At 64.3% G+C, this 13,234-nt stretch carries 9 protein-coding genes; 2 read left to right on the top strand and 7 right to left on the bottom strand.

Annotated elements, in window-relative coordinates; all coding sequences use genetic code 11:
* Positions 1 to 19 precede the first annotated feature (19 nt).
* Together B2246_RS11275 and B2246_RS11270 are read left to right on the top strand one after the other, a co-directional pair.
* Positions 20 to 3,172: an efflux RND transporter permease subunit gene (locus tag B2246_RS11275; protein ID WP_286882272.1), complete on the top strand. Its 3,153-nt coding sequence runs from the start codon at positions 20 to 22 to the stop codon at positions 3,170 to 3,172.
* A gap of 2 nt (positions 3,173 to 3,174) precedes the next feature.
* Positions 3,175 to 4,650, top strand: coding sequence for an efflux transporter outer membrane subunit (locus tag B2246_RS11270; RefSeq protein ID WP_011518005.1), 1,476 nt, complete (start codon positions 3,175 to 3,177; stop codon positions 4,648 to 4,650).
* A gap of 75 nt (positions 4,651 to 4,725) precedes the next feature.
* Here B2246_RS11270 and B2246_RS11265 read toward each other — a convergent pair whose 3' ends face one another.
* From B2246_RS11265 to B2246_RS11235, 7 genes are all read right to left on the bottom strand, one after another.
* Complete coding sequence (locus tag B2246_RS11265) at positions 4,726 to 5,586, bottom strand: OmpW/AlkL family protein (RefSeq protein WP_186425483.1); 861 nt, start codon at positions 5,584 to 5,586, stop codon at positions 4,726 to 4,728.
* A gap of 17 nt (positions 5,587 to 5,603) precedes the next feature.
* Positions 5,604 to 6,890 (bottom strand): DUF2957 domain-containing protein, encoded by a 1,287-nt coding sequence (locus B2246_RS11260; RefSeq protein WP_008642792.1) that lies wholly within the window; start codon positions 6,888 to 6,890, stop codon positions 5,604 to 5,606.
* A gap of 52 nt (positions 6,891 to 6,942) precedes the next feature.
* A complete protein-coding gene (locus B2246_RS11255; protein ID WP_286882274.1) occupies positions 6,943 to 8,310 on the bottom strand; it encodes a DUF2957 domain-containing protein in 1,368 nt (455 codons plus the stop codon).
* Positions 8,311 to 8,538: 228 nt separating this feature from the next.
* Positions 8,539 to 9,438, bottom strand: coding sequence for a DUF1571 domain-containing protein (locus B2246_RS11250; RefSeq protein ID WP_035881184.1), 900 nt, complete (start codon positions 9,436 to 9,438; stop codon positions 8,539 to 8,541).
* Positions 9,439 to 9,645: 207 nt separating this feature from the next.
* A complete protein-coding gene (locus tag B2246_RS11245; RefSeq protein ID WP_035881185.1) occupies positions 9,646 to 10,587 on the bottom strand; it encodes a TetR/AcrR family transcriptional regulator in 942 nt (313 codons plus the stop codon).
* A gap of 202 nt (positions 10,588 to 10,789) precedes the next feature.
* Positions 10,790 to 12,385 carry a GMC family oxidoreductase gene (locus tag B2246_RS11240; protein WP_286882276.1) on the bottom strand — a complete coding sequence of 532 codons (1,596 nt, stop codon included), beginning with the start codon at positions 12,383 to 12,385 and terminating at the stop codon, positions 10,790 to 10,792.
* A gap of 8 nt (positions 12,386 to 12,393) precedes the next feature.
* Entirely contained in the window at positions 12,394 to 12,975 is a 582-nt protein-coding gene (locus tag B2246_RS11235) for a hypothetical protein (protein ID WP_008642802.1), read from the bottom strand.
* Positions 12,976 to 13,234: the final 259 nt, after the last annotated feature.

The following is a 13,234-nucleotide window of genomic DNA, read 5'->3' as shown; positions in this document are numbered from 1 at the left end:
CACTTAGGGAGCCAGTTTCATGGCGAAGTTTTTCATCGACCGGCCGGTGTTCGCGTGGGTGCTCGCGCTGATCATCGTGCTGGGCGGGGCACTCGCGATCCTGCAATTGCCGATCGCGCAGTACCCCAATATCGCGCCCCCGATCATCACGGTCAGCACGACCTACCCTGGTGCATCGGCCAAGACCATTGAAGACACGGTGGTGACGCCGATCGAGCAGGAGCTCAACGGTGCGCCGAACCTGCTCTATTACGAGTCGCAGAGTGAGTCGTCCGGCCTGGCCACGATCAATATCTCGTTCGCGCCGGGCTCGAGTTCCGACCTGAACTCCGTGGAAGTGCAGAACCGCCTGAAGCGCGTGGAAGCGCGTCTGCCGGCGGAAGTGCGCCAACAGGGCGTGAAGGTCGACAAGGCCGGCAACAACTACATGATGTTCATCACGGTCTCGTCCAAATCCGGTAACTCGGATGCGATCGAGCTCGGTAACTTCGTGTCCGCGCAGGTCGTCGACTCGATCCGTCGCGTGCCCGGCGTGGGTGCGGCCGACTTGTTCGGTACCGAATACGCGATGCGGATCTGGCTGGATCCGGCCAAGCTGACCGGCTACAACCTCACGCCGCTAGACGTGAAGGCCGCAGTGGCCGAGCAGAACATCCAGGTTGCTGTGGGCGAACTGGGCGGCACCCCGTCGCCGTCTGGCACGGAGCTTAACGCCACGGTGAGTACCGAAAGCCGTCTGAACACGCCCGAGGAATTCGCCAACATCCTGTTGCGCGTGAATCCGGACGGTTCGTCGGTGCGCATCAAGGACGTCGGCCGCGTGGAACTGGGCGGCGCCGACTACTCGACGCTCGCCCGCATCAACGGCAAGCCGGCCTCGGCCATCGCCATCAAGCTGGCCCCGACCGGCAACGCGCTGGCCACCGCCACCGCGGTGCGCGCCAAGATGGAAGAGCTTTCGCGCTTCTTCCCGCCGGACTACGAGTTCAGCGTGCCTTACGACACCTCGGCCTTCGTGAAGATCTCGATCGAGGAAGTGGTCAAGACGCTGCTGGAAGCCGTGGTGCTGGTGTTCCTGGTGATGTACCTGTTCCTGCAGAACTTCCGCGCGACGCTGATCCCGACGCTGGTGGTGCCGGTGGCGCTGCTTGGCACGTTCGGCGCGATGCTGGCGTTCGGCTTCTCGATCAACGTGCTGACAATGTTCGGCATGGTGCTGGCGATCGGTATTCTGGTCGACGATGCCATCGTGGTGGTCGAGAACGTCGAGCGGATCATGAGCGAGGAAGGACTCTCGCCACGTGAAGCCACGCGCAAGGCGATGGGACAGATCACGGGCGCCATCATCGGCATTACGCTGGTGCTGACGGCGGTGTTCATCCCGATGGCGTTCTTCTCGGGCTCGGTCGGCAACATCTATCGCCAGTTCTCGCTGTCGCTGATTGCTTCGATGGGCTTCTCGGCGCTGCTGGCGCTGACGCTGACCCCGGCACTGTGCGCCACGATGCTCAAGCCGGTGGAAGCAGGCCATCACCACGAGAAGAAGGGTTTCTTCGGCTGGTTCAACCGTACCTTCACCACCGCATCGGGCAGCTACCAGGGCATGGTCGCGCGCATTCTGAAGCGCACGGGCCGTTACGTGATCATCTACCTGGTGATCATTGCCGGGGTGGTGGTGCTGTTCAAGCGCCTGCCGTCGTCGTTCCTGCCTGATGAGGACCAGGGCTACATGATCACCGTGGTGCAGTTGCCCACGGGCGCGACGCAAGAGCGCACGATCGGCGTGCTCAAGCAGATCGAGGACTACTACCTGCAGAAGGAATCGAAGGTGGTGGACCAGATGATCACGGTGGCGGGCTTCTCGTTCTTCGGCCGCGGCCAGAACGGCGGTATCGCGTTCGTGCGTCTGAAGGACTGGAAGGAGCGTCCGGGCGCGGATCAGACCGCGCAGGCGCTGGTGGGCCGTGCGTTCGGCGCGCTGTCGTTCATCAAGGACGCGATCATCTTCCCGCTGAACCCGCCGGCCATCTCCGAACTGGGTAACTCGTCGGGCTTCGACTTCCGTCTGCAGGACCGCAGCGGTCAGGGCCACGCGAAGCTGATGGAAGCGCGTAACCAGATGCTGGGCATGGCGGCGCAGTCGCCGGTGCTGCAGGGCGTGCGTCCGGAAGGCCAGGAAGACGCGCCGCAGTTGCGCATCGACATCGATCGCGAAAAGGCGCGCGCGCTGGGCGTATCGGTGGCCGATATCAACTCGACGCTGTCGATCGCATTTGGCTCCTCGTACGTGAACGACTTCATCTATGAGGGTCGCGTGCGCCGTGTGATCGTGCAGGCCGAGGGTGCGGATCGCCGTCTGCCGGACGATCTGACCAAGCTGCGCGTGCGCAATGCCAATGGCGACATGGTGGCGTTTGCCGCGTTCGCGACGTCGAAGTGGATCATGGGTTCGCCGCGCCTGGAGCGTTACAACGGCATGCCGGCCGTGAAGCTCGCGGGCCAGGCCGCGCCGGGCAAGTCCACTGGCGAGGCCATGCGCGTGATGGAGGAAAACTTCGCCAAGCTGCCGCCGGGCTTCGGTTTCGAGTGGTCGGGTCAGTCGTATGAAGAGCGCCTGGCCGGCTCGCAGGAACCGATCCTGTACACGCTGTCGCTGGTGATCGTGTTCCTGTGTCTGGCCGCGCTCTATGAGAGCTGGTCGATTCCGGTAGCCGTGCTGCTGGTGGTGCCGCTGGGTGTGATCGGCGCGCTGCTCGGCGTGACGCTGCGCGGCATGCCGAACGACGTGTACTTCAAGGTGGGCCTGATCGCGACGATCGGTCTGTCCGCCAAGAACGCCATTCTGATCGTGGAATTTGCCAAGGACCTGCAGGCACAGGGCCGTAGCCTCGTGGATGCGACGCTCGAAGCGGTGCACCTGCGGTTCCGCCCGATTCTGATGACGTCGATGGCATTTATTCTGGGCGTGCTGCCGCTGGCGATTGCCACTGGCGCGGGCTCGGGCAGCCAGCGCGCAATCGGTACCGGCGTGATGGGCGGGATGATCACGGCAACGCTGCTGGCGATCTTCCTGGTGCCAGTATTCTTCGTGGTGGTGCGTAGCCGCTTCAAGGGCAGCAAGGCCCAGCACGAGCGGGAAATGGCACGCCTGGAAAGCCAGAAGGAAATCTGACTATGACAAAGACTTTGACCACTCTGCTGCTGGTGGCCGGGGTGCTGAGCGGCTGCACGATGGCGCCGCACTATGACCGCCCCGCCGCACCTGTGGCGGGCGGCTACCCGGCAGCGCCGGAAGGTTATGCCTCGGCCGAGGTGAAGAGCGGTGAAACGCGCCGCGCCACCGAGATCGGCTGGCGCGAGTTCTTCACCGACCCGCGCCTGCAAGGGCTGATCGAGGCGGCGCTGGAGAACAACCGCGACCTGCGTACCGCCGCGCTCCGCATCGAAGAGGCGCGCGCGCAGTACCAGATCCAGCGCGCCGACCTGCTGCCGACCGTGAATGCGAATGCCGGCTTCCAGCGCGGCCGCTTCTCGGGTGCCTCGTCGGGTATCGACCAGTCGTTCACGGGTAACGTGTACCAGGTCGGCCTGTCGGTGACGCAGTGGGAGCTCGACTTCTTCGGCCGCGTGCGTAGCCTCTCGAACGCCGCGCTGGCGCAGTACCTGGCCACCGAGGAAGCACACCGCGCCGCGTATATCTCGCTGGTTTCGGAGGTTGCCAAGGCCTATCTGGCCGAACGCGCCTTTGCCGAGCAGTACGATCTGGCCCGCGACACCTACAAGGCGCGCCAGAGCACGTACGAACTGGCGCAGAAGCGCTTCAGCGCCGGCGCGACGTCCGCGCTGGACCTGCGCGACAACGAATCGCTGGTGGCGCAGGCCCGCGTGGCCGCAGCGCAGCTGGCGCGTCAGCGCGCGCAGGCGCAGAACGCGCTGGAAGTGCTGGTGGGCAAGCCGATCGCCGAGATCCCGAACCTGCCTGCGCCGATGCGTCTGTCGGACGAACACATCATCAGCGATATTCCCGAGGGTCTGCCCTCGGAACTGCTGACGCAGCGTCCGGACATCCGTCAGGCCGAGCAGCAGTTGTTGTCGGCCAATGCCAACATCGGCGCGGCGCGGGCCGCATTCTTCCCGCGCATCACGATGACGGCCAATGCCGGCACCATCAGCACGTCGTTCACGAACCTGTTCGACTCGGGCGCTCACGTGTGGTCGTTCGCGCCGCAACTCGTGCTGCCGATTTTCGACTACGGCCGAAACATGTCGAACCTGGACCTGTCCAACGTCCGCAAGAACATCCAGATCGCCAACTACGAGAAGACGATCCAGACCGCGTTCAGCGAAGTGGCCGATGCCCTCGTGGCACGCGGCACGCTCGAGGACCAGGTGGCAGGCCAGGAACAGCAGCGTGACGCGGAAGCCGCGCGCTACGAACTGGCGCGGATGCGCTTCCGCAGCGGCGTGGCGAGCTACCTCGACGAACTCGACGCGCAGCGCCAGCTGTTCTCGGCCGAGCAGGATCTGGTTGCGGCACGGCAGTTGCGGTTGGTGAACTCGATCGACCTCTACCGCGCGCTGGGTGGCGGGCTGGTGGAGAAAGGACCGGTGGCGCAGCAGCCGGCACCGCAGACAACGACGACGCAGTAAGTCATCGTTTCGGTTCAGCAAAAAAAGGGCGAAGCTTTCAAGGCTTCGCCCTTTTTGCGTTGTGGCCGACGTCGATCAGAACTTGTAGGTCGCCGCGAGGAAGAACACCAGCGGGTTTGGCCGCAGTGTCGTCTTCGAGGTCGACAGCACGGTGCCGTCCGACGCCTTGATCGTCATCGTCGATTCGCTCTTGAGCGGGATGTACGTGACCGCGCCAGTGACACCCCAATGCTCGGTGAAGTTGTAGGTGCCGCCGACATTGAAGATCGGGGCCCACGACGACGACGCATCGGCGTGGACCGACGTTGGTCCCGGAATGCCAGCACCCGCAGCCAGGATCGCGCCGAGGTTATTGTTCACCGATGCAGCGAACGCCGGATTGACGTCGATATTGGTGAAGAAGTTGTACGAGACACCAACACCGACAAACGGTCGGAATGTCACATCCGGAGCGCGGAAGTGATACTGCACCATTGCCGCAGGGCTCCACTGACGCGCGCGCGTGATGATCGGATTCAGCGACGGGTCGCCCAGGCTCTGGTGACCCAGTGCGCCGGCCGGGCCCGGCGGAATCAGATAACCGTGTCCGTAGATCTTGAACTCGGGCGGAATGCCGCCCACGGCTGTGATCGCGATGTTGTCGGTGACGAAGTGGCTGAACGTCAAACCTAGCGTGTCGGCATTCGACGTCGACAGGCCACTGCCTGGCGCCGAAAACGACGTCGGCAGGCCAAGCGGATAGTTGATCGGCACATCGAGCAAGGTAGTGGTCAACGGGCCGCTGGTACCGAAAGTCTCGATGTGGAACCAGCCCGCGGAAACGACGTTGTCCCCGGCCTTTTGCGCGTGCGCGGTGGTGGCCATGAAGGCGCTGCAGGCGAGAAAGGCTGCGGCGATCGAAAGCAGGCGGGCCAGCGAGAGGCGTTTGTTATGCATGTCGGTCCCCTGGGTTGTTATTGCACGAAGGCGCCGACCGTGAAGTACGGGCCGGTGGTGCGGTTTTCGAGGAAGCCAAACACGCCGCCGGTGAACATGAACTTGCCCGTGATCGTGGCGTTGTCCTTGCGCGTGGTGGTCACTACGCCAGCGGTGGTCTGCGAGTAGTCGAGCTTCAGCGCCGTGGCCAGCGTGGCGTCGGACGCGCGGAACGGGTCCAGTTGCGCGGCATCGGCACCCACCAGCGCCGTGGTGCGGTAGTCGAAGTTGCTGTCCACGCCGATGTACTCGCCATTGACACTACCCTGTGTGATCGACACCGCCGGCGCCATCATGCCGATGCCGATCTCGTCATCCGCACCCACCGGTTGCAGGTTCGTGAACGACGCATTGGCATAGCCGACGCGAATCATGATCGGCACGAGTTGTCCACGCAGCTTGCCCACGATCAGGTACGCGCGGCCCAGGACGCCGCCGAGGCTTGGTTGCTGCTCGCCTTCGTAGTTGGTGGAAAGCAGCGAGCCGTTGCCTTGCGGCACGAACTTGTTGCCTTTCTGCTTGCAGGTGCCGCCGGTCTTGTTGTCGCAGACCGTGAACGAACCATCGGCGGCCAGGGACATCTTGTAGTCCTGCGCGACCTGCGCGAAATTCTTCGATGGAATCTCATGGAAGCCCGACCCGTTGTAGACGCCCGCGATCTTGCTCAGGTCCGTCTCGGTCTGCGCGAAGCCGATGAACTGGAAGTACGGGAACGTCGTGTCGGGCACGGCGCCGGCACCGGCAATGCCGTTGAACTGGATGCGCGCGCCAGGGATCGTGCCGCCCATCACGCCTTCACCCAGGAACAGGCGTGCCGGGCGCGATGCATCGAGACTCGCGCCGAGCAACTGGAAGGCGCATTGATTCAGCTTGTCGGTGGGCAGGCCAGTTTCCTGCGCGAGCTTGCCGGTCATCACGTTCTGCCCGTTGGTGGCGTCGGAGCGCGTTGGCTGCACCGTGCCCGTGGTGCGTGGGACCGATGAATCCAGAAACGTGACGGCCCACGTCATCTTCGCGGTATCGATCTGCACGCTCACCAGTTCTCCCGATCCGGTGCCGCCGACATAAGGCGTCGAATAGTCGACCGATGCAGGACAGAGTCGGGCAGGCACGGCAGCGGGCACTGCGGTTTGCGCGCTGTCGCCATCGCCACCACCGCCGCATCCGGCGAGTGCCGCGGTGGTAACCAGTGCCAGCGCCAGGCGTGGCGCCCAGGGCCGCAGCGGAGCTGCGGAACGTGGTTGATGCGATTGCGGCAGCGGCATGATGATGTCTCCTATGGGGTTCTTCTAGGTGTGAGGCAGTGGATGTTTTGCGTCAGCGGCTGGCCAGCGCGCTGACACGGAACGTTGGATCTGCTGCGGGGCCGAACAGGTGGGCATACACGGGGCCAGTAGTGACGACCGATCCCGTGACGCCGCTGTTGTCGACAGTGGCTACCACGCCGGGCCGCGTGGCCTGCGTGAAGTCCATCTGGAATCCGCCGACCGGCTTGAGCGACGGGTCCTGCGGGTCGATCAACGCAACGAGGTTGTTCTGGACCGTCGAAGACAGGTACTTGAAGTCGCTGCCCGAGCCGATGTAGCTGCCCTGCATGCTGGCCTGGGTGACCGTGGAGGTTGGCGTCATCAGGGCCAGGCCGGATTCGTCGTCGACCCTGATGTCCAGTCCGTTGATGTAGGCGTAGCCCACGCGGACCAGCAGCGGTACCTGTTTGCCCTCGAGCTTGCCGACCACCAGCACGCCGCGTGCGCGTGCGTTCGCGGGCGCGAGCGCGTTGGCATAGAAGTGTGGATAAGGCTGGCTGCCCGCCCCGCCATCGTTGTCACTGCCGAACGCGCCATCGTTACCGGCACGCAAATGCCAGGGTTGGCCCGTCGACAGGCAGGACCCGCCGCTGGCCGGCGCGCATGATCCGTCGGCGTTGAGCGTTTCCACGGTGTTGGCAGTAGCGGGCGCGTAGTTCGTGGCGCCAGTCAACTTGCCGCCGGACGGTACCAGGTGATAGCCGAGCAGGTTGTACGTGCCCGCGACCTTGCTGAAGTCGGTCTCCGTCTGCGCAAATGCCAGCACCGGGTACATCGGGAACGTGCGTTGTGGGATCTTGCCGAGCCCCAGCAGGCCGCCATACTGGATCGTCGCGCCAGGAATGCCGCCGCCCGCCACGCCATTGCCGATGAAGATGATCGGCGGATTGGCGGGGTCGATGATGGCCTGCGATGCGCCGTCGGATGCGGTGACCGTTTTCAGTTCATACGCGCAGTTGTTCTGCGCCGCAGTCGGCAGCGGTCGGGTCGGATGCGTCATCGTGCCAGTCAGCGTGACGCCCGCGCGTGTCGGCGATACCGATCCCGGTGCCTTGGGCACCGCCGATTCGATGATCGTGATCTGGTACGTGCCCTTGGTCGAATCGAACCGCATTTTCAGGAATTCGCCCGCGCCGGAACCGCCGGTGTACGTGGTGCCGTAATCGAGTGTGCTTGGGCACAGCGAGGCCACGGGCTGGTTTTCGGTAGCCCCTGAAGTGGGACAGTTGCCGACGGTGGCGCACTGCTGCGCAGCGGCGGCTGGCGTTGCGCTACTGGAGGCATCGCCATCTCCACCGCCGCCGCAGGCAGCGAGCGTCATGGTCAGGCTTACCCCTGCAACAGCAAAAAATGCGTGTCGAGCATGCGACATCTGCATGGTTGTCTCCTTGTCGTTATGACCGGCGCTCCGGCGATTGCCGGGATAGCTCACGGTGCGTCGGAATCTCGCGTTTCAAGCGGTCGAGCGCAATAGAGCGCTCGTTCCAAACACCGTGGCCGCGCGGCGTGCCGTTGTCACGCAAGCCTCTCCCGTCATTGTTCAAACCGCGTTTGCCATGCATGGCACGCCAATTCAAACGGACGGGATGGCCCACATTCGGCATCTTCAGAACTTGTATTCGCTGTTCGAGGGATCGAAGGTCGATGCGTCGAAGGTCTTTTTCTGGGCCTTCTCGAAGACGATCTTCTCGACCATGTTGCCGTCCGCGTCCCACGCGGTTTCCGCGCGCGGCCAGGGGTGCTTGAGATCGAACATCAGTTGCACTTTCTTCGCGTAGTACTTCGGCGCGCCTTCCGGCAACTCCCATGTCAGCGCCACCATGCGAACGCCCTGCTCCTGCACGATTTCGACGCGGCTGTACTTCTCGGGCAGCCCCGCCGCGCGTAGCGTCTTCGCATCGCGCTCGAGCATCGACAGCACGAACTGGAAGCCGAGGTCGCGCACGGTGTGATTCGACTGGGATTTGGCCAATGTGCCGTCGATTGCGGTCCAGATCGACGTGAAGCCCATGATGCCGCCGAGGTGCCCGTACATCTCGTCCTTGCGACGGGTCTCGTCATAGATGATTTCCTGGCCGGCCTGCGCGCCGTTTGGCAGCCACTTCGCGTAGAGCTGGCGTGGCATATGGCGGTAGCGGATCATCATGCGCGCTGGCTTGTCTTGCCATTGACCGTTGAGTCGTTCCTGGCGCGTCATCGAGTATTCGTACTCGGGGTAGCGATTCATTTCCGCGCGTGCCCACGTCAGGATGGCTTCGGGCTGCAGCGCATCGAACGTGGCCAGTACCTGCGCGTCGGATTGCGCGGCAAGCTCGCCGCTGGCTACCTGTTTCGAGAGCATCGTGGCCTGCTGCGAGGTGGGCAGACCATCGTATGGCGTGGCGACGCGCGGGGTCTGCGTGGCCGGCGCGGATGCGCCCTGGGCGTACGCCGTGGTGCCTCCGGGCGGTGCCGCAAGAATCCCCAGGATGCCGCCGAGGGCGGCTGCCGCGTATAGCTGTTTCATCGCATGTCTCCTTTTGCGGGCAAGACGTGGCCCTCCCGCGGGCTGCCGTGGCAGGCGGGTGAAGACGCGCCATGCGTGGCGCGCAACGGGTCACGCCTCGCAAGTTGCGTGGCGAATCACGTTGTCGGTATCGATAGCGACGGATGCCGTCGCCGCTCGTTGCCGGTGTGCGGCGGCCCCGGTGAGGACCACCGCTTCACTTGTCGGCTAGGACCTGGGGCGGGTTCGCATCCAGTCGTCGAGCGGGTTGCTTGGGAAGGTCGCGCAGTGCTCGCGGCGTACCGCCATGCTGGCGGTGGCCGCTCGCGTCGCTCCCTCGTTGCGCACTTGTCGCGCACTGCGTCTGGCACGTCCCAGCGCGGCTGCGGCGGCTGCCGCGGCCTCGTGGGATTCGCCCTCTACAGTGGCGGCCAGCGCCGCGAGGTGAGCCTGCTCGTCGGCGTGCTGCGTCTCGCCGATCTCGAACACATCCTGCAGCGCACCGAGTTCCTGCGGCGCGGGTGAAGGCGCCTTGAGGGCCGCCACCACCATCGACGTCAGTTGCGCCAGCACCTGCGCATCGCTCATCCGCCTGCCCTGCGTGAACGCCGGCATCAGGTTGCCGAGTTCGTCGCCGGCCAGCACGCCTGCCAACGCCTTGAGGGCGAAATGCAGGCGCCAGCCGAGCTCCTGACGTGGCACGTCCGGCAGCGCGTGGGCGAACGCTTCGAAGAAGCGGCCGAACACGGGTGCGTAGTGCCCCATCAGCCAGGACTGGATGAACGGGGATGTATCCGAATACACGCGCCCTAGCAGGCGCAGGAACGATGGGCCGCCGATCTCGGGCTCGCGCGCCATCTGGAGCGCGGGCACGAACAGCGCGCCCATCACGTGTTCGCAGCGAATCTCGGCACCCGGCCAGCGTGCCTCGCAGGCGTCCAGCAACGCAAGGCGACGGGTGTTGAGGGGATCCAGTCGGCGGCCAAGCACCGACTGCATCATGATTTCCTTGCTGCGGAAGTGATAGTTGACGGCAGCGAGGTTGACGATTGCCCGCGACGTAACCTGTCTGAGCGATGTTGCTTCGTAGCCTACCTCGATGAACAGCTTCTCGGTCGCGTCAAGAATGCGAGCCTTGGTGTCTCCTGCCGTGGTTTTCCCGGTCTTCATGGGGGCGTCTCTCGCTATGAAACCGCAGTGGACCCCTGCAATAAAAATAAAAATCCACGACCGCTGTGGCTCCGTGCTCTAACGGCATACGGATGCTTGAAACGGTTGTGGGAGCCTATCCAGCGCCACGACCGTTTCACAAGACTTATATTCGAATAGATCCTCTAAATTGCAAGCCCGACTGCGACGGACTTGATTTGGATCACGGCTTGATGCTTCGGGATAGGGCGGAGACATTCTGCGCCGTGAGTGCGAATACTGACAACTGAGGGTTCGCACCAATACTGGTTGGAAATACCGAGCCGTCAAACACGGAGAGATTCTCGAGCTGGTGGTGGCGACCCGCGCTGTTCACCACGCCCCGCTTTGGATCGTCGCTCATGCCGCAGCCACCCATCAGGTGCGCGGTGAAGAGCAACGCGCGGAATTTCTTCAGGGGCAGTTGGCCGATGGCTTCGCGTGCCTGGGTCCAGCTCGTGTAGTCCTGACCGTCGAGATGAGCGGGTCGTACCCGTTTCGCACCTGCAGCAAACTGGGCTTCGGCCATGCTCAGGTAGGCGCGGCGCACGCCGTCCCAGACATAGTCGCTCACGTCGTAGTCCAGCACGGGACTGCCGTCGTCGGCAATGCGCACGCGCCCGCCGGGGCTCTCCGGCACGAAGCCGTCGCGCAGCAGCGCCAGCATCGCGTTGGTATGCGGCAACGCGGCCATCTGACGCCGCAGGTCATCGCCCAGCGCATTGAAAACGCCCGAGCTGATGCCCGGGAACATCGGCGGCACTTCGAGCTTGTAGCCCATCGGCCCCGTTGCGCCATCGCGCCATTGGAAATAATCGGACGCGATCGACTGCGGCGCGCCATAGTACGGATCGATCTTTTCCGGCATCTCGGCAATGGTCAGGTTCACCGGATGGATGAACGTGCGCAGGCCGATCCGCCCATGCGGGTCCGGCACGCGCGAGCGCAGCAGCAACGCGGGCGTATTGATGGCGCCACCCGCCGCGATCACATGTCTTGCGCGGACGGTGACCGTGACGCCGGTGGCCGTGTAGCCATCGATGCCAAGCGCATCGCCTGTGAGGCCGCGCACGGTCTTGCCGTCATGGTCGATCGCGCGTACGCGCAGCCGATGCACGAGCGTGGCCCCGTGCGTGAGCGCGTTGGGAATCGTGGACACCAGCATCGATTGCTTGGCGTTGACCGGGCAGCCCAGGCCGCAGTACCCGGAGTTCCAGCAGCCTTTCACGTTGCGCGGAATCACGTGCCATTCCCAGCCGAGCTTTTCGCAACCGCGCTTGAGCACGGTGTTGTTCGGATTCGGGTCCATCGACCATGGCGCCATGTTCAGGCGGGCTTCGATCTTCTCGAACCACGGTGCCATCTCGGCTTCGGAATGCCCGGTTACGGCGTGCTCCGTGGCCCAGTGGGCCAGCGTTTTCGGGGGCGTGCGGAAGCTGGACGTCCAGTTCACGGTGGTGCTGCCGCCCACGGAGCGCCCCTGCAGGATCGAGATGGCGCCATCGGACGTCGCACGCGCGGCAGCCTCCTGGTAGAGCTCGCGATACGCGCGCGCTTCATCCATGTCCTTGAAGCTGTCCGAAGTGCGCAGTGCCCCTTCCTCGATCAGCAGTACCTTGAATCCCGCCTCGGTGAGCATTTCGGCGGCAATGCCACCGCCTGCGCCGCTGCCGATGATGGCGACGTCCGTTTCAAACGTGCGCGGCGCGGTGAACGTGGCGGCGTCGAGCACCTTCCAGCCGGACGCGATGCCGGCGCTGTAGATATCGTTAATGGCCATGGTGGGTGTCAGCTGTGAATGGCGCGATAGACCGCGGGATTAGGGCCGGGATAGCCGGCGGCGGCCCACGCATCGGGCAGCACGAAATAGCCGACGCTGGTCAGCTTGGCCAGCACCACGCCGCCCGCATTGAGCGTTGCGAAGCGGCTGGTGCGCCAGCGCGTCAAAAATCCGCGCACCTGCTCGGGCGTGGCCTGGTCCCACGGCGCGCGCAGGCCGGCCAGGGCCCAGCGCAGCGGCGTGCTGGCCAGCAGATCGAGCAGCTTGCGGAGTTCCGCGCGGCCGTTCAGACCCATTGCCGCGATCGACCCGTCGATGAACTGCACGGCGGCGGCGATGCGCTTCTCGCGCTGGGCCGGGTCGACCGATTCCAGCTCGCTGACTACCGCTGGCAGCAGTGCCCGGAACAGCGCGACATCAGCCGGCCGCAGGAAAGCCATGCCGGCCTGCGGTGGTGTGCTGGCGGGCGAACAGCCCGTTAGCGAGGGAAGAAGCGCCGAGCAGGCGATCGCGGCGGAAAACCCGGCGCCGACCTTCAGGAACTGGCGGCGTGATGATTTCTCCACAGCGGGTGGGGCGGGTACGGGCATCGTGTCTCCGTCTTCGTTTGTGTTTTCGATGTCGTTGCCAGGCCGTGCGAGTCGCACTGGCCAAGGTGCGTTGCGATTCTGCCGAAGCGCTGGATTTTTTTTCATCCCCCCGACAGGTTTCAAACGCGCGACTGACTGCCGCCGCCGATGCGGATTCCTCGGCGCGCACCTTGTTTCATGTGCGCCAAGAGCCGCTGGAAATTGCCAAAAAATAGAGCAAATCTTCAAACCAGCGCATTGACCCATGCCACAGCGATAC

The sequence above is a fragment of the Cupriavidus sp. UBA2010 genome (assembly GCF_002335265.1).
Classification (GTDB): domain Bacteria; phylum Pseudomonadota; class Gammaproteobacteria; order Burkholderiales; family Burkholderiaceae; genus Cupriavidus; species Cupriavidus metallidurans.
The sequence above is the reverse complement of the archived record's forward strand: the minus strand, read 5'-3'. Positions and strand labels throughout refer to the sequence as shown.